We start from the raw sequence: 17,428 nt of genomic DNA, 5'->3' as shown, positions 1-17,428 counted from the left end.
GCTTAGCTTTCGGCGCATGCCCGCAGTTGATCACGTGCTCGCCGACATCGCCGGGGACTACCGCCTGCGGCTGGCCGACGGCCTGACCGAGCCGCCCCTGCGCGGGCTCAAGCTCGTTCGCGAGCAGCGGCTGGGCGCCGTGCGACTGGCCCGCGAACACGGGGGCGCGGGCTACACCGTGCCGGAGTTCTTCGACCATCTCATCGCGCTGGCCGCGGCCGATCCCGATCTCGCGCACATCCTGCGGGTTCACCACGCGCTGGTCGAGGAGTTGCAGATCAGGCCGCGGCGCCCGGGCAGCCAGCGGTGGATCGCGGTCGTCGCCGAGGGTGGGCTGATCGGCGGCGCCAACTCCGAACAGAGCCAGAAGTCGATCGGCGGCAACAACCGCGACACCCGGCTGGTGTCCACCCCGGACGGCCTGCGGCTGCGCGGCCAGAAGTTCTGCAGCACCGGCGCCCAGTTCTCCGACCATCTGCGCATCACCGCGCAGGGCGACGACGGCGCCCCGACCGCCGTGGTGATCCCGGTCGACCGGGCCGGCGTCGAGCACGTCGACGACTGGGACGGCATCGGTCAGCGCCAAACCGGCAGCGGCACGACGATCTTTCATGACGTCGAGGTCGCGGCCGAGGAGGTGTTCCCGCTGGGCGCCACGATCGGACTGGACCGCTCCCGGGGCGCACTGATGCAGCTGTACCTGCACGCGGTCGCCGCCGGAATCCTGCGGGCGCTGGCGGCCGACGCCGCGGCGCTGGTGCGCGGGCGGCGCCGCACCTACACCTTCGCCAGCGTCGACCAGCCGACCGCCGACCCTCAGTTGCTGCAGATCGTCGGCGAGATCGACGCGGTGGCCGATACCGCGCAGGCGCTGGTCCGCAGCGCGGCGGCCGAACTCGCGCCCGCGCTGGACGCGGCCCGCGACACCGGGATCGACCCCGAATTGGAGAAGAGGTCGTCGATCGCGGCGGCCCGCGTCAAGGTCGCGCTCCAGGAGCCTGCGCTGCGGGCCGCGTCGCGCGTCTTCGACGTCGGCGGGGCGTCGGCGATCCAGGCGTCGGCCCTGCTGGACCGGCACTGGCGCAACCTGCGGACGCTGTTCTCGCACAACCCGACGGTCTACAAGGCGCGGGTGCTGGGCGACGTCGCCGTCAACGGCGCGGAACTGCCGGAGAGCAGCTTCTTCTGACGCGTCGCGGGGATTTAAGTCCACGCATGCCCCCATGGGAGAATGGGACCCGTGTTGCGTTGGATCACCGCGGGGGAGTCCCATGGCCGCGCGCTGGTAGCCGTGGTCGAGGGCATGGTCGCCGGCGTGGAAGTCACCTCGACCGAAATCGGCGACCAGTTGGCCCGCCGCCGGCTCGGTTACGGCCGCGGCGCCCGGATGCAGTTCGAGCGTGACGCGGTGACCGTGCTGGCCGGGGTGCGCCACGGGCTGACGCTGGGCGGGCCGATCGCGATCGAGATCGGCAACACCGAGTGGCCGAAATGGGAAACCGTGATGGCCGCCGACCCGGTCGACCCCGAGCGAGCGGACGACCTGGAAAACTCAGCGCGCAACGCGCCGCTGACCCGGCCGCGGCCCGGACACGCCGACTACGCCGGCATGCTCAAATACGGCTTCGACGACGCCCGCCCGGTGCTGGAGCGCGCCAGCGCACGTGAGACCGCCGCCCGTGTCGCGGCAGGAACGGTCGCCCGCTCGTTTCTGCGTCAGGCGCTCGGCGTCGAGGTGCTCTCCCACGTGATCGCGATCGGTCCGTCGCAGCCCTACGACGGGCCGCCGCCCGGACCCGACGACCTGGAAGGGATCGACGCCAGCCCGGTGCGCGCCTTCGACAAGGCCGCCGAGCAGGCGATGATCGCCGAGATCGAGGCCGCCAAGAAGGACGGCGACACCCTCGGGGGCGTCGTGGAAGTCGTCGCGCTCGGCCTGCCGGTCGGGCTGGGCTCGTTCACCAGCGGCGACAACCGCCTGGACAGCCAGCTGGCCGCCGCCGTGATGGGCATCCAGGCGATCAAGGGCGTGGAGATCGGCGACGGTTTTGCGACCGCGCGCCGCCGCGGCAGCCAGGCGCACGACGAGATGTACCCGGGGCCCGACGGCGTGATCCGCTCGACCAACCGGGCCGGCGGCCTGGAAGGCGGCATGACCAACGGCCAGGTGCTGCGGGTGCGGGCGGCGATGAAGCCGATCTCGACCGTGCCGCGGGCCCTGGCCACCGTCGACATGGCCACCGGCGACGAAGCCGTCGCGATCCACCAGCGCTCCGACGTGTGCGCGGTGCCGGCCGCCGGCGTGGTCGTCGAGACCATGGTGGCGCTGGTGTTGGCCCGGGCCGCGCTGGACAAGTTCGGCGGCGATTCGCTGGCCGAGACGCGGCGCAACATCGACGCGTACCAGCGCGCGGTCGCCGAGTACGAAACGCCGGCCGCCCGCGCCCAGGCGTCCGGGTAGTCCGCCGTGGCCCCCAAGGCGGTACTGGTCGGATTGCCCGGCTCCGGCAAGTCGACCATCGGGCGCCGGCTGTCCAAGGCGATGGGCGTCGGCTACGCCGACACCGACGTGCTGATCGAGCAACAGACCGGCCGGACCATCGCCGACATCTTCGCCACCGACGGGGAGCAGGAATTCCGCCGCATCGAGGAGGACGTGGTGCGCGCGGCGCTGGCCACCCAAGACGGCGTCGTGTCACTCGGCGGTGGCGCGGTCACCACGGCGGGGGTGTGCGACGCGCTCGCCGGCCACACCGTCATCTACCTGGAGATCGGCGCCCGCGAGGGCGTGCGGCGCACCGGCGGCACGTCGGCCCGGCCGCTGCTGGCCGGCGGAAACCGGGCCGAGAAATACCGCGCCCTGATGGCGCAACGAACTCCGCTGTACCGGCGCGTCGCGACCATCCGGGTCGACACCAACCGGCGCAATCCCGGGGCGGTGGTGCGCTACATCATGTCCCGGCTGCCCCAGAACACCGAGGCCATCACATGACAGAACCCACCCCACCGGTCACCGTTGAAGTGGCCGTCGATCCGCCGTACCCGGTGATCATCGGCACCGGATTGCTCACCGAGCTGGGCGAACTGCTCGGCGGGCGGCACCGCGTCGCGATTCTCTATCAACCGGTGCTGGCGCAGACCGCCGAGGCAATCCGCAGCTACCTGGCCGACAAGGGTGTCGACGCGCACCGCATCGAAATCCCGGACGCCGAGGCCGGAAAAGAACTGCCCGTCGTCGGTTTCATCTGGGAAGTGCTGGGCCGCATCGGAATTGACCGCAAGGATGCCCTGGTCAGCCTCGGCGGCGGCGCGGCCACCGATGTCGCGGGTTTCGCGGCGGCCACCTGGCTGCGCGGCGTCTCGATCGTGCACGTGCCGACCACGCTGCTGGGCATGGTCGACGCGGCCGTGGGCGGTAAGACCGGCATCAACACCGACGCGGGCAAGAACCTGGTCGGCGTCTTCCATCAACCGCTGGCGGTGCTGGTCGACCTGGCAACCCTGGAAACGTTGCCGCACAACGAGATCGTGGCCGGGATGGCCGAAGTGGTGAAGGCCGGATTCATCGCCGATCCGGTGATCCTCGACCTGATCGAAGCCGACCCGCAGGCGGCGCTGGACCCCAAGGGCGACGTGATGCCCGAGCTCATCCGGCGCGCGATCACCGTCAAGGCCGAGGTGGTCGCCGCCGACGAAAAAGAATCCGAGCTGCGCGAAATCCTAAACTACGGACACACTTTGGCGCACGCCATCGAACGCCGGGAGCGTTACCAGTGGCGCCACGGTGCCGCGGTATCGGTGGGCTTGGTGTTCGTCGCCGAGCTGGCGCGGCTCACCGGCCGGCTCGACGACGACACCGCCGCGCGCCACCGCGCCATCCTGACCTCGCTGGGATTGCCGGTCAGCTACGACCCCGACGCGCTGCCCCAGCTGCTGGAATACATGGCCGGAGACAAGAAGTCGCGCGCCGGTGTGCTGCGGTTCGTGGTGCTCGACGGCCTGGCCAAGCCGGGCCGGCTGGTGGGGCCGGACCCGGGCCTGCTGGTGACGGCCTACGCGGGAGTCTGTGCCCCATGACCACGACCGTCAACGTCATCAACGGGCCCAACCTGGGCCGGCTGGGCCGGCGCGAACCCGAGGTCTACGGCGACACCACGCACGACCAGCTGGCCGCGCTGATCGAACGCGAGGCGGCCGGACTCGGGCTCAAAGCCGTTGTGCGGCAAAGTGATAACGAATCCGAGTTGCTGGACTGGATTCATGCCGCCGCGGACGCAGGCGAGCCGGTGATACTGAATGCCGGCGGCCTGACTCACACATCGGTGGCGCTGCGCGATGCGTGCGCCGAACTGCGCGCCCCGCTGATCGAGGTTCATATCTCCAATGTGCATGCGCGCGAAGAGTTTCGGCGCCACTCGTACCTCAGCCCGGTGTCGACCGGAGTGATCGTCGGGCTGGGGGTGCAGGGCTATCTGCTGGCGCTGCGCTATTTGGCCGAGACGAAACAGGACTAGCGGCTAGTCCTTCTTTCCCCACTGCGCGCTCGGCCATTCCGTACCCGGCTCGTCGGTGCGGATCACCTCGGTTTTGGCGTCGTCCGAACGGGTCGGGATCACCTCGGTCTTGGTGTCGTCCGCAGGAGCCGGGATCGTCTCGGTGGGCGCATCGCGCTCGGCGGTGGCCACCGCCGACGTCCGCGCCTCCGCCTGGCCGCCGGGATGCTGCACGGGAACCTCGCCGGTCGGCGTCTCGTCGGCGCTGGCGGCGGTGAACACGTCGGTGTCAGCGCGCTCCTCGCCCGGCCCGGCCGGCCGGTCCGGCGGGGGATTGCGGTCCACCCGCCAGCGGCCGACGGCCACCCCGATGATCCCGGGCAGGAAGACGCAGAGCGCGGTGAACGCCGCGAACGTCGTCACCTCGTTGATCAGGCCCCCGGTGTAAAGGCCCTTGTAGAACAGCGCGATCAGCCAGGAGACGGCCCCGCTCAGCACCCCGGCGAACAGGCCGGCCAGCAGCCAGGTCATCGCCAGGTCGGCGCGACGATCCGGATCCGCGCTGGCTTTCGCGTCGGCCCGGCCGTCCAGCACCCCCCACACCACGACAGCGATGATGAACAGCAGTAGCAGCACGACACTGACCAGCCCCGCCTGCGTCTGCCACGCGTTGATGATCGCCCCCTGGAACAACCGGACGACCACCATCAGTCCAGCGAACGCCAATCCACGCAGCATCCAGCTACTCATGGCCAACCAGCGTAGCGAGTACCGTCGTGAGTCGTGACACATTCCCAGCGTCGAGACAATCTAAAGAGCCGGATCGGTGCCAGCGGGCTGGACGCGATGCTGGTCACGGACCTGATCAACGTCCGCTATCTGTCGGGTTTCTCCGGATCCAATGGCGCGTTGCTGGTCTTTGCCGACGATCGCGAGGCGATTTTGGCCACCGACGGCCGCTATCGCACCCAGGCCGCCGCGCAGGCACCGGATCTCGAAGTCGCCATCGAGCGGGCCGTCGGGCGCTACCTGGCGGGGCAGGCTGCCGATGCGGGCGTGTCCAGGCTGGGCCTCGAAAGCAATGTGGTCACGGTGGACGGTTTCGACACGCTGACCAACGAAGTGGGCGAGCACGGCGGCAAGACCGAGTTGGTGCGGGCCGCAGGAACGGTCGAAGCGCTACGCGAGATCAAGGACGCCGGTGAGGTGGCGCTGCTGCGGCTCGCCTGTGAGGCCGCCGATGCCGCGCTGAAAGACCTGGTGACGCGGGGCGGTCTGCGGCCCGGGCGCACCGAACGCGAGGTGAGCCGCGAGCTCGAGGGCCTGATGCTCGATCACGGCGCCGACGCGATCTCGTTCGAGACGATCGTTGCCGCCGGGCCGAATTCGGCCATTCCGCACCACCGTCCGACCGACGCGGTGCTCGCCGACGGCGACTTCGTCAAGATCGACTTCGGTGCGCTGGTCGCCGGCTACCACTCGGACATGACCCGCACGTTCGTGCTGGGCAATGCCGCGGACTGGCAGCTGGAGATCTATCAGCTGGTCGCCGAGTCGCAGCGCGCCGGCCGGGAGGCGCTGCGGCCCGGCGCCGACCTGCGCGAGGTGGACGGCGCCGCACGCCAGGTGATCGCCGACGCCGGTTACGCCGAGCAATTCAGCCACGGCCTGGGGCATGGGGTCGGCCTGCAGATCCACGAGGCGCCGGGGATCGGCGCCACCTCGTCCGGGACGTTGCTGGCCGGTTCGGTCGTGACGGTGGAGCCCGGTGTCTACCTGCCCGGCCGCGGCGGCGTCCGCATCGAGGACACCCTGGTCGTCGGCGATCAGCCGGCCACCGCGGAACTGCTGACCCGGTTCCCGAAGGAACTGGCCATTCTGGCGTAGCGGAGGCCCGTTTCCGATCGCGGGCCCCGGGCAGCTCGATTAGCGGTGCGGTTAGTGCTGGACCCGACCCCGGGTAAGCTGCATCCGGTGCTGCTCTGTGCGCACCACTAGCGGCGGAGCCCGCTGCCGGGCAGCTGCCCGGCCCCGAAAATTGGCCATCCTGTAGGAGATAGAGCGACCGTGGCATCGACTGCCGACTTCAAGAACGGACTGGTGCTGGTGATCGACGGCCAGCTGTGGCAGATCACCGAGTTTCAGCACGTCAAGCCGGGTAAGGGCCCGGCCTTCGTACGTACCAAGCTGAAAAACGTGCTCTCGGGCAAGGTCGTCGACAAGACCTACAACGCCGGCGTGAAGGTGGATACCGCCACCGTCGACCGCCGCGACGCCACCTACCTGTACCGCGACGGCTCGGACTTCGTGTTCATGGACAGCCAGGACTACGAACAGCATCCGCTGCCGGAATCGCTGGTCGGCGACGCCGCCCGGTTCCTGCTGGAGGGCCTGCCGGTGCAGGTGGCCTTCCACAACGGGGCCCCCCTGTACCTCGAACTGCCGGTGTCGGTCGAACTCGTGGTCACCCACACCGAGCCGGGCTTGCAGGGCGACCGGTCCAGCGCCGGCACCAAGCCCGCGACCGTGGAGACCGGGGCCGAACTGCAGGTGCCGTTGTTCATCAACACCGGGGACAAGCTGAAGGTGGATTCGCGAGACGGCAGTTACCTGGGTCGGGTCAACGCCTGACCATGCCGGACGGTAAATCGCCGAGGCCCACCAAAGGACGCCATCATGCCCGTAAGCGCGCGGTGGACCTGCTGTTCGAGGCGGAGGCCCGCGGTCTGAGTCCGGTCGAGGTGGCCGACGTGCGCATAGCGCTAGCCCAGGCCAACCCGGACGTCAAGGCGCTGCACCCGTACACGGTCGCCGTGGCCCGCGGCGTCGGCGACCAGTTCGCGCATATCGACGACCTGATCAGCACCCACTTGCAGGGCTGGACGCTGGACCGGCTGCCCGCGGTGGACCGCGCGATCCTGCGAGTTGCGGTGTGGGAGCTGCTGTACGCCGACGACGTGCCGGAGCCGGTCGCGGTCGACGAGGCCGTGCAGCTGGCCAAGGAATTGTCCACCGACGAATCACCGGCGTTCGTCAACGGCGTCCTTGGCCAGGTCATGCTGGTGACGCCGCAGATCCGGGCTGCCGCCAAGGCCGTCCGCAGCGCCGCTGCGGCCTCGACACCGGAGCACCCCGAAACGCCGTCATGACCCGACTGGAGCTCCGCGCCGTCCTCGCCGCCTTCCTGGCGGCGACGGTGGTGCTGGGTGCGGTGATCTGCGCCGCGTACGGGCTCACCGTTGTCGCCGCGGCACTGTCGATCTATGCGCTGGGCGTGGGCGCCTGGCGGTATCACTCGATCGAGCGTCTGATCGTCGCCCGCCGGATCAGCACCGTGCGGTCGGCGGCCAAACCGCTGCAGCCGCTCCTACTGGTGATGGCCGCTCTGATGGGTCTGACGCAGGCCGTGCTGCGCTCGCTCAGCGATGTCACCGAGCTGCCGGCGCGGGGGCGGGAGCTGCCGATGTTGCGGTGGATGGACGGCACCCGCGGCGATCGCGGCGTCGTCGACGGTGACAAAACCGAGCGCTGACCGATCCGGTGAATCCTGAGCAAAAAGATCGCCGGCTCAGGCAAGACCGGATAACAATAGTGGCGGACTTGTCGAGCGATACCCGCGAACTACGGAAACGGCAGCAGGATCCAGCCCGCGCCAGAACAGGTGACGACATGAATCCCTACAGTGCCTACACGCGACGGCTGCGTGTCTCCGCGCTGGCGGCAGTGGCCAACCCGTCGTACACCCGCATCGACACCTGGAACCTGCTCGACGACGCATGCCGTCACCTCGCGGAGGTCGACCTGGCCGGGCTGAACAAGACGCACGACCTGGCCAAGGTCAAGCGCCTGATGGACCGCCTGGGTGCCTATGAGCGGTACTGGCTGTTCCCCGGCGCGCACAACCTGGCGGACTACCGCGCCCACCTGGAAAGCCTGTCCACGGTGCGGCTCGCCGAGGAGGTGTCGTTGGCGGTGCGGCTGCTCAGCGAATATGGTGACCGCACAGCACTTTTCGACACGACCACCCCGTTGGCCGACCAGGAGCTGGTGGCCCGGGCCAAGCAGCAGCAGTTCTATACCGTGTTGCTCGCCGACGACTCGCCGAATACCGGGCCCGACTGCCTGGCCGAAGCCTTGCGGGCGCTGCGCTGCCCGTCCGACGACGTGCAGTTCGAGCTGCTGGTGGTGCCCAGCGTCGAGGACGCCATCACCCGCCGTCGCCTTGAACGGCGAGATTCAGGCCGCGATCATCCGTCACGACGTGCCATTGCGCTCGCGGGACCGGGTGCCGTTGATGAACACCCTGCTGGGCGCCGCCGACGACGCGGTCGGACGTGACAGCGGCAGCGACTGCATCGAATGCGGCGACTGGATCCGTGAATTGCGGCCGCACATCGACCTTTATCTGCTCACCGACGAGTCGATCGCGGCGGGCAACGACGAGGAGAACGACGTCTACGACCGGACCTTCTACCGGCTCAACGACGTCACCGATCTATACAGCACGGTGTTGGCCGGTCTGCGAAGTCGTTTCGCCACACCGTTTTTCGATGCCTTACGGGCCTACGCGGATTCGCCGGTCGGTCAATTTCACGCGCTGCCCGTCGCGCGCGGCGCCAGCGTCTTCAATTCCCGGTCGCTGCAGGACATGGGGGAGTTCTACGGCCGCAACATCTTCATGGCCGAGACCTCGACCACGTCGGGCGGCCTGGACTCGCTGCTGGACCCGCACGGCAACATCAAGAAGGCGATGGACAAGGCCGCCAAGACGTGGCATTCCAACCAGACGTGCTTCGTCACCAACGGCACGTCGACGGCCAACAAGATTGTCGTGCAGTCGCTGACCCGGCCGGGCGACATCGTGCTGATCGACCGCAACTGCCACAAGTCGCACCACTACGGTCTGGTGCTGGCCGGCGCCTATCCGCTTTATCTGGATGCCTATCCGCTGCCGCAGTTCGCGATCTACGGGGCGGTGCCACTGGAGACGATCAAGAAGGCGCTGCTGGATCTGGAGGCGGAGGGTCAGCTGGACAAGGTGCGGATGCTGCTGGTGACCAACTGCATCTTCGACGGCGTCGTCTACAACCCGCAGCGGGTGATGGAGGAGGTGCTGGCGATCAAGCCGGACATCTGCTTCCTGTGGGACGAGGCGTGGTACGCGTTCGCGACCGCGGTGCCGTGGGCCCGGCAACGGACCGCCATGGTGGCGGCCGACCGGCTCGAGCAGATACTGGACTCGCCGGAATATGCTGCGGAATACCGTGATTGGGCCGCGACGATGGAGGGGATCCCGCGGTCGGAGTGGGTCAACCATCGGCTGATGCCCGACCCCGGCAAGGCGCGGGTGCGGGTGTACGCGACGCACTCCACGCACAAGTCGCTGTCGGCGTTCCGGCAGGCGTCGATGATCCACGTGCGCGACCGGGACTTCAATTCTCGTGCCCGTGACGCGTTCGGTGAGGCGTTCTTGACCCACACCTCGACGTCGCCGAACCAGCAGCTGCTGGCCTCGCTGGACCTGGCGCGCCGCCAGGTCGACATCGAAGGATTCCAGTTGGTTCGGCAGGTCTACTACATGGCGCTGGTGTTCCGGCACCGGGTGCGCAAGGACCGGCTGATCAGCAAGTGGTTCCGCATCCTCGACGAAGCCGACTTGGTGCCCGAGGAGTTCCGGGCCTCCGCGGTGAGCTCCTACCGCGAGGTCCGGCAGGGCGCGCTGGCCGAATGGAACGAAGCGTGGCGCTCCGACCAGTTCGTGTTGGACCCGACGCGAGTCACCCTGTTCCTCGGCAGCACCGGGATGAACGGGTACGACTTCCGCGAGAAGATCCTGATGGAACGCTTCGGCATTCAGATCAACAAGACGTCGATCAACAGCGTGCTGCTGATCTTCACGATCGGCGTCACCTGGTCGAGCGTGCACCACCTGCTCGACGTGCTGCGCCGGGTGGCCACCGACCTGGATCGGGAGCGGGAATTGGCCAGTGTGGCGGACTGGACGTTGCATAAGCGCCGCGTCGAGGAAATCACCGAGGATCTGCCGCACCTGCCCGACTTCAGCGAATTCGACATCGCGTTCCGTCCGGTCGACAACTGCGTTTTCGGCGACATGCGCGCGGCGTTCTATGCGGGCTATGAAGAGTCCGACCGGGAGTACGTCCAGATCGGTCAGGCCGGGCGGCGGATCGCCGAGGGCCGGAAGTTGGTTTCCACCACGTTCGTGGTGCCGTACCCGCCGGGATTCCCGGTGCTGGTCCCGGGTCAGGTGGTCTCGAAGGAGATCCTGTATTTCCTGGCGCAACTCGACGTGAAGGAAATCCACGGCTACAACCCGGACCTGGGGTTGTCGGTGTTCACCCCGGAGGCGCTGGTCCGCCTGGAAGCCCAGCGCAGCGCGGCGAGCGCGGCGGTGGGCTCGGTGTTCCCGGGCTTCGAGCTGCCCGCGGACACGTCGGTGCTCAACGGTGCCCGCAACGGCGACCGCGTCAACAAGGCAGCCACGACACGCGAAGCCTAGATTCGATTCCGGTGAGAAAACCGGTACGGCCGTAGACTACGGCGTGTGAGGACGCCGTGGTGAGAGTGGTTCGGGATATGGGTGATCCAGCACCGGTGCAGCGTGAGGTCCTCGACAAACCAGACCCGGGTGCCGCGCTGGAGCACGCAATTGCCCGGCAGGTTCGGACGCTGCGACGGGCGGCCGGCTTCACGATTGGCGAATTATCGGCTGCCGTAGGCATTTCCAAGGCGATGCTATCGAAGATCGAAAACGCACAGACCTCGTGCAGCCTGTCGACGTTGGCCAGACTGGCTGAGGGGTTTGATGTTCCGGTGACCGCGTTGTTCCGCGGGGCCGGGGAGGCGCGCGCCGCAGTCTACACCGAGCGGGGCAAGGGATCCGAGATCGTAGGCCGCGGCACTCGGGTGGGCCACCACTATGAGTTGTTGGGCGCGTTGCGTGGTGCGCACAAGCGCCTCGAGCCCGTCCTCGTGACGTTAACCGACGCGAGCGAGGTCTTCCCGCAGTTCCAGCATCCGGGTACCGAAGTCTTGTACATGCTCGAGGGCGTGATGGTCTACGGGCACGGCGATTCGGAGTACACCCTTCGTCCCGGGGACACTCTGCTGCTGGACGGCGAAGGCATGCACGGGCCAAACCAGTTGGTCCGGTTGCCCATCCGCTTTCTCGCCGTCACGGCCTACCCCGACGATCGTGCCGACGCCTGATTGACCGCGGCCGACTAGGGCCGCGGCTAGTTTACCGATTCGGTCTACTCACACTAGTCCGGGTTTCTCTTCATTTGTAGTGTCATCGTGCTGTCTCTCGGGCTTTCGCTGTGTTCTGGGCACCGCATTCCTCAAATCAACGGTGGATTACCGATATTCGGGCAGACGTAACCGCAAAGAAACGAACTTACAAAGTGTTGGTAATAACATATATGTTCACTGGCAGTGAATTGCAATCGCTAGCAGTGAAGTGGAGAAAAGGTGGAACAGATTTCCGTCCAGGCCCCGTTCCGAGTTACCGCCGATGCGTGGCAGAACCTGCCGTCGATGCAGATCCCGAATACCGAGGGCTTCATCAAGGACGTCTACGAAAACCCCGAGGGTAGCTCGATGTGCTCCGGTTTCTTCGAACTCAAGCACGCCGACGAACCGCTGCTGTACGTCTACGCCTACGACGAGATGAAGGTCGTCCTGGAGGGCGAATTGCTCTTGGAGAACAAGGACACCGGACAACAGCTGGTCGCGAAGGCCAAGGACGCCATCTTCTTCCCGAAGGGATCGCGGATCTACTTCTCCACACCGAGCTACGCGCTGGCGTTCTACTGTGGCGACCGCAGCGCCGACCTGCTCTGAGGCGAGTCGGGCATTGGTTGTGACAGAGCTGGCACACACCAGTGTTCCGCGCTGGTTCACCGGCACGCCGGAGGCACTCTCCGGCGTGCCGGGCACCGGCGCAAGGTCCTATCTGCTGGTCGGAGTCGGGCAAACGGCGAGTCCGTTCTTACGGCAGTGGCGGTACCACCTCGACATGGACGTGGCGACGGAGTTGCTGATCCACGAGGACGTGGATGTAGTCAACACGGCACTCGCAGAGGCGCTGGGCCGTGCTCGGGTCGGGCTGCGGCTGTGGCTTGCCGGCCCGAGCGGTGCGTGTCTGTCACTGCGCGGCACGGCACTGCGGGGCGGACTCGAAGACGACGAGATCAGCGTCACCGTCACCGAGCCCGGTGCCATCGAGGTGTCCTGCGTCCACTGCCTGGCGGTCACCTCGACGTCAGCGGGTGTCGGGGACGTGACTCAGTGCGCTGGGTGCCAGCTAAATCTTGTTATTTACCACCATGTTTCGCGTCTCAGCGGGCGGTTCATGGGCTTCATGGTCGATGCGGAGACGGCGGTGACGAAGTGAGAACAGACGAGCTGAAGCTGAGTGTTGCCGCCATCGAAGAGCTGGTGTCGGGAATTCGCAGTCTTACGCTGCGTGCGCTAGACGGCACGCCGTTACCACCGTTCGTGCCCGGCAGTCATCTGCCATTGCGTTGCGGCGCCAAATGGAACAGTTACAGCCTCACCAACGAAGGACTGGACCCGAGCGAATATTGCGTCTCGGTTCTGCGGGTCGCCGACGGTGAAGGCGGATCACGGTGGGTGCACGACCAGCTCGCGGTGGGCGACGCGATCACCGCGCTGACGCCGCGCAGCGCATTCGCACCGCAACCCCATGCGATCAAGCATCTGTTGATCGCCGGTGGCATCGGCGTCACGCCCATCGTCTCGCACCTGCGGGCGGCGCGGATGTGGAAGCGAAATATTCAGGTGCTCTACAGCTTTCGCGAAGGCTTTGCCGCCCATGTCGACGACGTCATGGATCTCGGTGGTCTTGACGCCGAGTTGTACGTAGACCAAGACGAATTCTGTGTGCGGACGCGAAAAGTGCTCGCGGATCAACCGATCGGCACGCACCTGTACGTTTGCGGACCCGGGCCGATGATCGACTACGTCCTGGACACCGCGGCAGGGTTGGGGTGGCCGACATCGCGCCTGCACCTGGAGCGCTTCGGTGCCGACACCCTCGATCCTGGAGAGCCGTTTAGGGTCAACCTGACCAAGAGCGGCCGCGAACTCGACGTACCGAGTGGCACGTCGTTGCTCGAAGCGCTTGAGGCAGCAGGCATCGCCGTGCCGAATCTGTGCCGACAAGGCGTGTGCGGCCAATGCCGCATTCCCGTCAGCGGTGGCGTACCGCTGCATCGGGACCGGTTTCTAGACGATGAAACCAAGACCGCCGGAACGGCGCTGATGTGCTGTGTTTCGCGCGCGTCCGGACCCATGCTGGAGGTACCGCTGTGACCGCTCCGATGACCGCCGACGACTTGATCCGTGAGTTTCCGTTCCCGTTCGTCGAGGATCGGTACCGCTACAGCACCAACGTGGAACAGGCGAGGACCCCGGTGCGGACCCCGGCGGGGCAATGGGGGACCGCCGTCGTCGACGTCGATTGCGGATATCGGCACGAGCTGGCCGAGCGCGCCGAGATCCTGCACGCCGACCCGACGCGGTACTCGGTGTTGCCCCACATGCGAGCCGCGGGCTGGGACGCGCTGCTGACGTTGATGCGCGAACTCAGTGGTGCCTATCCAGCGTCAATGTGCTTGTTGCGCAATGCCGATGACAGCTGGCATTGGGTGAACGGTCTTTCTGGGGAGGACCTGGTGTTCACCTACGGCGACGAGTCGACCCTGCCGGACGAACCCCTGCGCTACATCTCGGGACAGGTGCAAGAGGACATCGTGCTGCTCAATCAGCGCAACGACGAGCTCTTCGCGGACGCCGGCGTGGTGACGTTCGCCGCGGACTGGAGCCTGGGATTCGACGTTGGGATGAGTTTCCTCGAAGTCCACGGGCCGGTACCGCGGATCCGTCAAGAAGGCATCATCACCCGAGCCCACGAGTTTCTCAAGCGCCTTCAGCCCCATCAGCCGTACCGCCGAACCAATTGGACGATGACGATCGGGCGACGGCTGGACGTGTCGACCGAGCGCTACCCTGAATGGGGTCCGGACCGGGAGTGGATCCAAACCGTCGACGACGACACCTTCGGCGCGCTGGTGCATCTGCGGGTCGAAGTCCAACACCTCATCCGGCTCCCGCATTCAGGCGCGATCATGTTCCTGATCCGCACCTACCTGCAGCCTCTGGAGCGGCTCGCCATCGTCGACGAGTGGCGCGTCCGCGCTGCGGCAGCGATCGCCGAACTTCCGCAGGACATGGCCGAATACAAAGGAATTATCAAATATAAGGATCGCGCGGCCCGCTGGCTGCGCGACCACGCCGCCGCCGACACGGCGCTATGAGCACCGACATCGTCGCGTCCGGTTGGTCGATGCCTCGATGGCCCGCGGCTCCCGAACAGGTCGATCTGGATGCGACATCCTTCCTGATCGTCGGGATCGGGCACGAGCGGCGCACCGTCGAAGTCAGCCGAGAATGGTTGGGGCAGGCCGAATTCACGGCCCCTACCGAGCTTCTGCTGCTGGATTCGTTTACGGACGCCTCGAGCGTCAGCGCATTTGCGGCTGCCCTCGGCCGCGCTCGGATGGGAGTCCGGTTGATGATGGTCGGTGGCCAGTTCGACGTGCTGATGGCGCTCGCCCAGGCGCGTGCGGCCGGCGCGCTGCCGCAGGAGCTGGCCAGCTTTGTGGTGCACACCCGTGATCTGCCGATGTATTGTGCCACTGCCGCAACACTTTTCGTGTCGCCAGGGCACCTGCGTACGAAGTCACGTGCCCGGGCTGCACCCGACGACTCGAAATCCACACCCATCTGTCAGCTGTGCGGGGCAGCTTCCTCGCCTCGGATGTGCGTGCCCGGGAGCTGTCATGACGAACCCAGGAATCGCGACAGTTGCACCGGCGCATCTGCACCCGGCCTATCTCACCGAGGCGCGCCAACTACGTGTGCGCCGCACCGAGATGCTGGCACCGGCGATCATGCACATCGAGCTTGTCGATCCCCACGGTGGCCGGCTGGCCGGTTATCAGCCCTGCAGCCACCTCATCGTCTCGGCCGGCGACAAGCGCAACGCCTATTCACTGGTCGGGTCCGGCTTGAACCCCGACCACTATGCCATCTCGGTGATGCGGCGCGGGGAAGGCGGCGGATCAGATTGGCTGCACGACAACGTCTGCGAGGGTCAACTCCTCGAAATCGAAGGTCCTCGTGCATTATTCGCTCCGGTACTCAACCAGCACCGAGCACTGCTCATTGCCGGCGGCATTGGTGTGACACCCGTGCTGTCCCATGCGCGCGCGGCGGCCTTGACTGGTGTGCCCACCGAGGTCCTCTATTCCTACCGGCCGGGTCACCAAGCCCATCTGGATGATCTGCGTGGCATGGCCGAATGCGGCATGATCACGCTGCACGAAGCGACCACGGTCAAGCAGACCGCGGCAATTCTGGCCGAACTCCTCGCGAAGCAGCCGCTGGGCACCCATGCATACGCCTGTGGACCGGTGGGATTGCTGCAGGCATACCAACACTTGACGGCCGCCGCGGGCTGGCCGGCCGCGCGCGTGCACCTCGAGAGATTCAGTGCCCCTGTCCAGGATCCGGGTAAACCGTTCAGCGTCACCGTGACGTCGACGGGGCAACGCATCGAGGTGCCGGCGGGCGTGTCCCTGTTGCAACGACTCCTCGACAACGGTGTGGACGTGTCCTTCCTGTGCAGGCGAGGCGTGTGCGGCGAATGCCGTATTCCGGTGCGTTCGGGCGTCGTGGAACACCGTGACTACATCCTGACCGACGAGGAAAAGGCCGAATCCACCGCGATGCTCTGTTGTGTGTCGCGTGGTTACGACATCGAGGTGGACCTATGACCCGAACAACCGCTGCCGTAACGGCGTTCCTTAACCGGCCGATCAATCACGCGGCCAACCTGCCTTGGCCGTTTCCCGACGGCTCCGACACCTTTCGGTACTCGGTCAACGTGGAGCAGGCGCGGATCGCGCGCCAGACGTCCGGCGGAGAGTGGGGACGCCATCTGGTCGACCTCGGCGGAGCCGAATATCCAAGCATCATGGCCGACAGGCGTCGAATCCTCGACGCCGATCCGCATCGCGTCAAGATCCGCCCGGGGATGGAACTGGCGTGCTGGGACTTGCTGCTGTACTACCTGCGCGACCTGAGTTACAGCTACCCGGACATGATGCACCTCGCCGAAGATTCGAACAACGAATTCCATTGGCGGAATCATATTTTAGGCACAGACCAGTCCTTCGAACTGGGCCGGGAGGATTCGCTGCCGAACGGGCCACTGGATTTTCTGGCGCGGGAGATCCCCGACGACCTGTTGCTCGTGGTCGAACGCGATGGCCAACTCTACTTCGACGCCGGCGCGGTCACCTTCGCCATGGCGTGGTCGGTGTCGTTCGACGTCGGCATGAGCATGCGCGAAATTCACGGCCCGGTACCACGATTGAACGTCGAGCAGATCACCTCGCGCGCCGAACAGTTCCTCAGGCAATTGCGCGTCGACCAAGTCTATCGGCGGGTCAACTGGACGCTGTCGGCGTCGAACTCCCGCAAGTTGGACGTCAGCCTTGAGGAACTCCCGGAATGGGGACGTGACATTCCGCGCATGATCGCCGAAAATAACTGGGGTCAAGCACAAGTACGTATTGAGCTTGAGCACTTCGTTCGGTTGCCGATGAGCGGCGCGGTCACCTTCAACATCCGGACCTTCATGATCTCCCTGGACGAGCTACGGGCCGTCCCGGCGTGGTGCGCCCAGCTGGCCACCATCATGGAGGAGCTCCCCGTCGACATCGCCAACTACAAAGGCTTTCTCGGCTACCGCGACAGTGTGGTCGCGTTCTTGCGTTCCGCCGCCGACGACTGACCGCGCGTCGCGGCTTCCTGTCGATCCCCTA

16 protein-coding genes and 2 pseudogenes are annotated in these 17,428 nt (G+C 66.6%); 17 read left to right on the top strand and 1 reads right to left on the bottom strand.

Features of this window, described 5'->3' with window-relative positions; genetic code table 11:
• Positions 1 to 16 precede the first annotated feature (16 nt).
• Genes G6N54_RS06605 through aroQ form a run of 5 tightly spaced genes read left to right on the top strand, consistent with a single transcriptional unit; the run spans position 17 to position 4,514 of the window.
• Positions 17 to 1,189, top strand: a complete 1,173-nt coding sequence (locus G6N54_RS06605) for an acyl-CoA dehydrogenase family protein (protein WP_163789113.1) — start codon at positions 17 to 19, stop codon at positions 1,187 to 1,189.
• Positions 1,190 to 1,240: 51 nt separating this feature from the next.
• Complete coding sequence (gene aroC / locus G6N54_RS06600; RefSeq protein WP_163789112.1) at positions 1,241 to 2,461, top strand: chorismate synthase; 1,221 nt, start codon at positions 1,241 to 1,243, stop codon at positions 2,459 to 2,461.
• A gap of 6 nt (positions 2,462 to 2,467) precedes the next feature.
• Positions 2,468 to 2,992 carry a shikimate kinase gene (locus tag G6N54_RS06595; RefSeq protein WP_163789110.1) on the top strand — a complete coding sequence of 175 codons (525 nt, stop codon included), beginning with the start codon at positions 2,468 to 2,470 and terminating at the stop codon, positions 2,990 to 2,992.
• On the top strand, positions 2,989 to 4,077 hold the full coding sequence (gene aroB, locus G6N54_RS06590) for a 3-dehydroquinate synthase (protein WP_163789108.1): 1,089 nt from the start codon (positions 2,989 to 2,991) through the stop codon (positions 4,075 to 4,077). The genes G6N54_RS06595 and aroB overlap by 4 nt, the downstream gene beginning before the upstream one ends.
• Positions 4,074 to 4,514, top strand: a complete 441-nt coding sequence (gene aroQ / locus G6N54_RS06585; protein WP_163789106.1) for a type II 3-dehydroquinate dehydratase — start codon at positions 4,074 to 4,076, stop codon at positions 4,512 to 4,514. Before aroB ends, aroQ begins: the two co-directional genes overlap by 4 nt.
• Positions 4,515 to 4,517: 3 nt before the next feature.
• On the opposite strand, the gene G6N54_RS06580 is transcribed toward aroQ, so the two are convergent.
• Entirely contained in the window at positions 4,518 to 5,243 is a 726-nt protein-coding gene (locus G6N54_RS06580) for a B-4DMT family transporter (protein WP_163789104.1), read from the bottom strand.
• Between the two features lie 33 nt (positions 5,244 to 5,276).
• Between G6N54_RS06580 and G6N54_RS06575 the strand changes: the two genes are divergently transcribed.
• The 12 genes and pseudogenes from G6N54_RS06575 to G6N54_RS06520 all read left to right on the top strand — a co-directional run bounded on the left by G6N54_RS06575 (position 5,277) and on the right by G6N54_RS06520 (position 17,397).
• Positions 5,277 to 6,380 (top strand): M24 family metallopeptidase, encoded by a 1,104-nt coding sequence (locus G6N54_RS06575; RefSeq protein WP_163789102.1) that lies wholly within the window; start codon positions 5,277 to 5,279, stop codon positions 6,378 to 6,380.
• 180 nt (positions 6,381 to 6,560) lie between these two features.
• Positions 6,561 to 7,124, top strand: coding sequence for an elongation factor P (gene efp, locus G6N54_RS06570; RefSeq protein WP_085221955.1), 564 nt, complete (start codon positions 6,561 to 6,563; stop codon positions 7,122 to 7,124).
• A gap of 2 nt (positions 7,125 to 7,126) precedes the next feature.
• Positions 7,127 to 7,642 carry a transcription antitermination factor NusB gene (nusB, locus tag G6N54_RS06565; RefSeq protein ID WP_163789100.1) on the top strand — a complete coding sequence of 172 codons (516 nt, stop codon included), beginning with the start codon at positions 7,127 to 7,129 and terminating at the stop codon, positions 7,640 to 7,642.
• Complete coding sequence (locus tag G6N54_RS06560; protein ID WP_163789098.1) at positions 7,639 to 8,025, top strand: antitermination protein NusB; 387 nt, start codon at positions 7,639 to 7,641, stop codon at positions 8,023 to 8,025. Before nusB ends, G6N54_RS06560 begins: the two co-directional genes overlap by 4 nt.
• Positions 8,026 to 8,162: 137 nt before the next feature.
• A pseudogene (locus G6N54_RS06555) lies at positions 8,163 to 11,013 on the top strand (aminotransferase class I/II-fold pyridoxal phosphate-dependent enzyme).
• Between the two features lie 77 nt (positions 11,014 to 11,090).
• Positions 11,091 to 11,723, top strand: a complete 633-nt coding sequence (locus G6N54_RS06550; RefSeq protein WP_163789096.1) for a helix-turn-helix domain-containing protein — start codon at positions 11,091 to 11,093, stop codon at positions 11,721 to 11,723.
• Between the two features lie 261 nt (positions 11,724 to 11,984).
• Entirely contained in the window at positions 11,985 to 12,356 is a 372-nt protein-coding gene (locus tag G6N54_RS06545; protein ID WP_372513168.1) for a cupin domain-containing protein, read from the top strand.
• A 19-nt stretch (positions 12,357 to 12,375) separates the two neighbouring features.
• Positions 12,376 to 12,909, top strand: a complete 534-nt coding sequence (locus G6N54_RS06540) for a dimethylamine monooxygenase subunit DmmA family protein (RefSeq protein WP_163789094.1) — start codon at positions 12,376 to 12,378, stop codon at positions 12,907 to 12,909.
• Positions 12,906 to 13,850 carry a PDR/VanB family oxidoreductase gene (locus G6N54_RS06535; protein WP_163789092.1) on the top strand — a complete coding sequence of 315 codons (945 nt, stop codon included), beginning with the start codon at positions 12,906 to 12,908 and terminating at the stop codon, positions 13,848 to 13,850. The genes G6N54_RS06540 and G6N54_RS06535 overlap by 4 nt, the downstream gene beginning before the upstream one ends.
• An 8-nt stretch (positions 13,851 to 13,858) precedes the next feature.
• Positions 13,859 to 15,383 (top strand): annotated as a pseudogene (locus G6N54_RS06530) (heme-dependent oxidative N-demethylase subunit alpha family protein).
• Positions 15,380 to 16,375, top strand: a complete 996-nt coding sequence (locus tag G6N54_RS06525) for a PDR/VanB family oxidoreductase (RefSeq protein WP_163789090.1) — start codon at positions 15,380 to 15,382, stop codon at positions 16,373 to 16,375. The pseudogene G6N54_RS06530 and the gene G6N54_RS06525 overlap by 4 nt, the downstream one beginning before the upstream one ends.
• Positions 16,372 to 17,397 (top strand): heme-dependent oxidative N-demethylase family protein, encoded by a 1,026-nt coding sequence (locus G6N54_RS06520; RefSeq protein WP_163789088.1) that lies wholly within the window; start codon positions 16,372 to 16,374, stop codon positions 17,395 to 17,397. Before G6N54_RS06525 ends, G6N54_RS06520 begins: the two co-directional genes overlap by 4 nt.
• Positions 17,398 to 17,428 lie beyond the last annotated feature (31 nt).

The sequence above is a fragment of the Mycobacterium stomatepiae genome (assembly GCF_010731715.1).
GTDB classification, from domain to species: Bacteria; Actinomycetota; Actinomycetes; order Mycobacteriales; family Mycobacteriaceae; genus Mycobacterium; species Mycobacterium stomatepiae.
The sequence above is the reverse complement of the archived record's forward strand: the minus strand, read 5'-3'. Positions and strand labels throughout refer to the sequence as shown.

What these genes read in the sequence shown, in the direction of transcription:
- G6N54_RS06525 (WP_163789090.1), top strand. Translation starts at nt 15,380, where the DNA reads ATGACGAACCCAGGAATCGCGACAGTTGCACCGGCGCATCTGCACCCG.
- G6N54_RS06550 (WP_163789096.1), top strand. Translation starts at nt 11,091, where the DNA reads ATGGGTGATCCAGCACCGGTGCAGCGTGAGGTCCTCGACAAACCAGAC.
- G6N54_RS06605 (WP_163789113.1), top strand. Translation starts at nt 17, where the DNA reads ATGCCCGCAGTTGATCACGTGCTCGCCGACATCGCCGGGGACTACCGC.
- G6N54_RS06520 (WP_163789088.1), top strand. Translation starts at nt 16,372, where the DNA reads ATGACCCGAACAACCGCTGCCGTAACGGCGTTCCTTAACCGGCCGATC.
- aroB (WP_163789108.1), top strand. Translation starts at nt 2,989, where the DNA reads ATGACAGAACCCACCCCACCGGTCACCGTTGAAGTGGCCGTCGATCCG.
- G6N54_RS06580 (WP_163789104.1), bottom strand. Translation starts at nt 5,243, where the DNA reads ATGAGTAGCTGGATGCTGCGTGGATTGGCGTTCGCTGGACTGATGGTG.
- nusB (WP_163789100.1), top strand. Translation starts at nt 7,127, where the DNA reads ATGCCGGACGGTAAATCGCCGAGGCCCACCAAAGGACGCCATCATGCC.
- aroQ (WP_163789106.1), top strand. Translation starts at nt 4,074, where the DNA reads ATGACCACGACCGTCAACGTCATCAACGGGCCCAACCTGGGCCGGCTG.
- G6N54_RS06560 (WP_163789098.1), top strand. Translation starts at nt 7,639, where the DNA reads ATGACCCGACTGGAGCTCCGCGCCGTCCTCGCCGCCTTCCTGGCGGCG.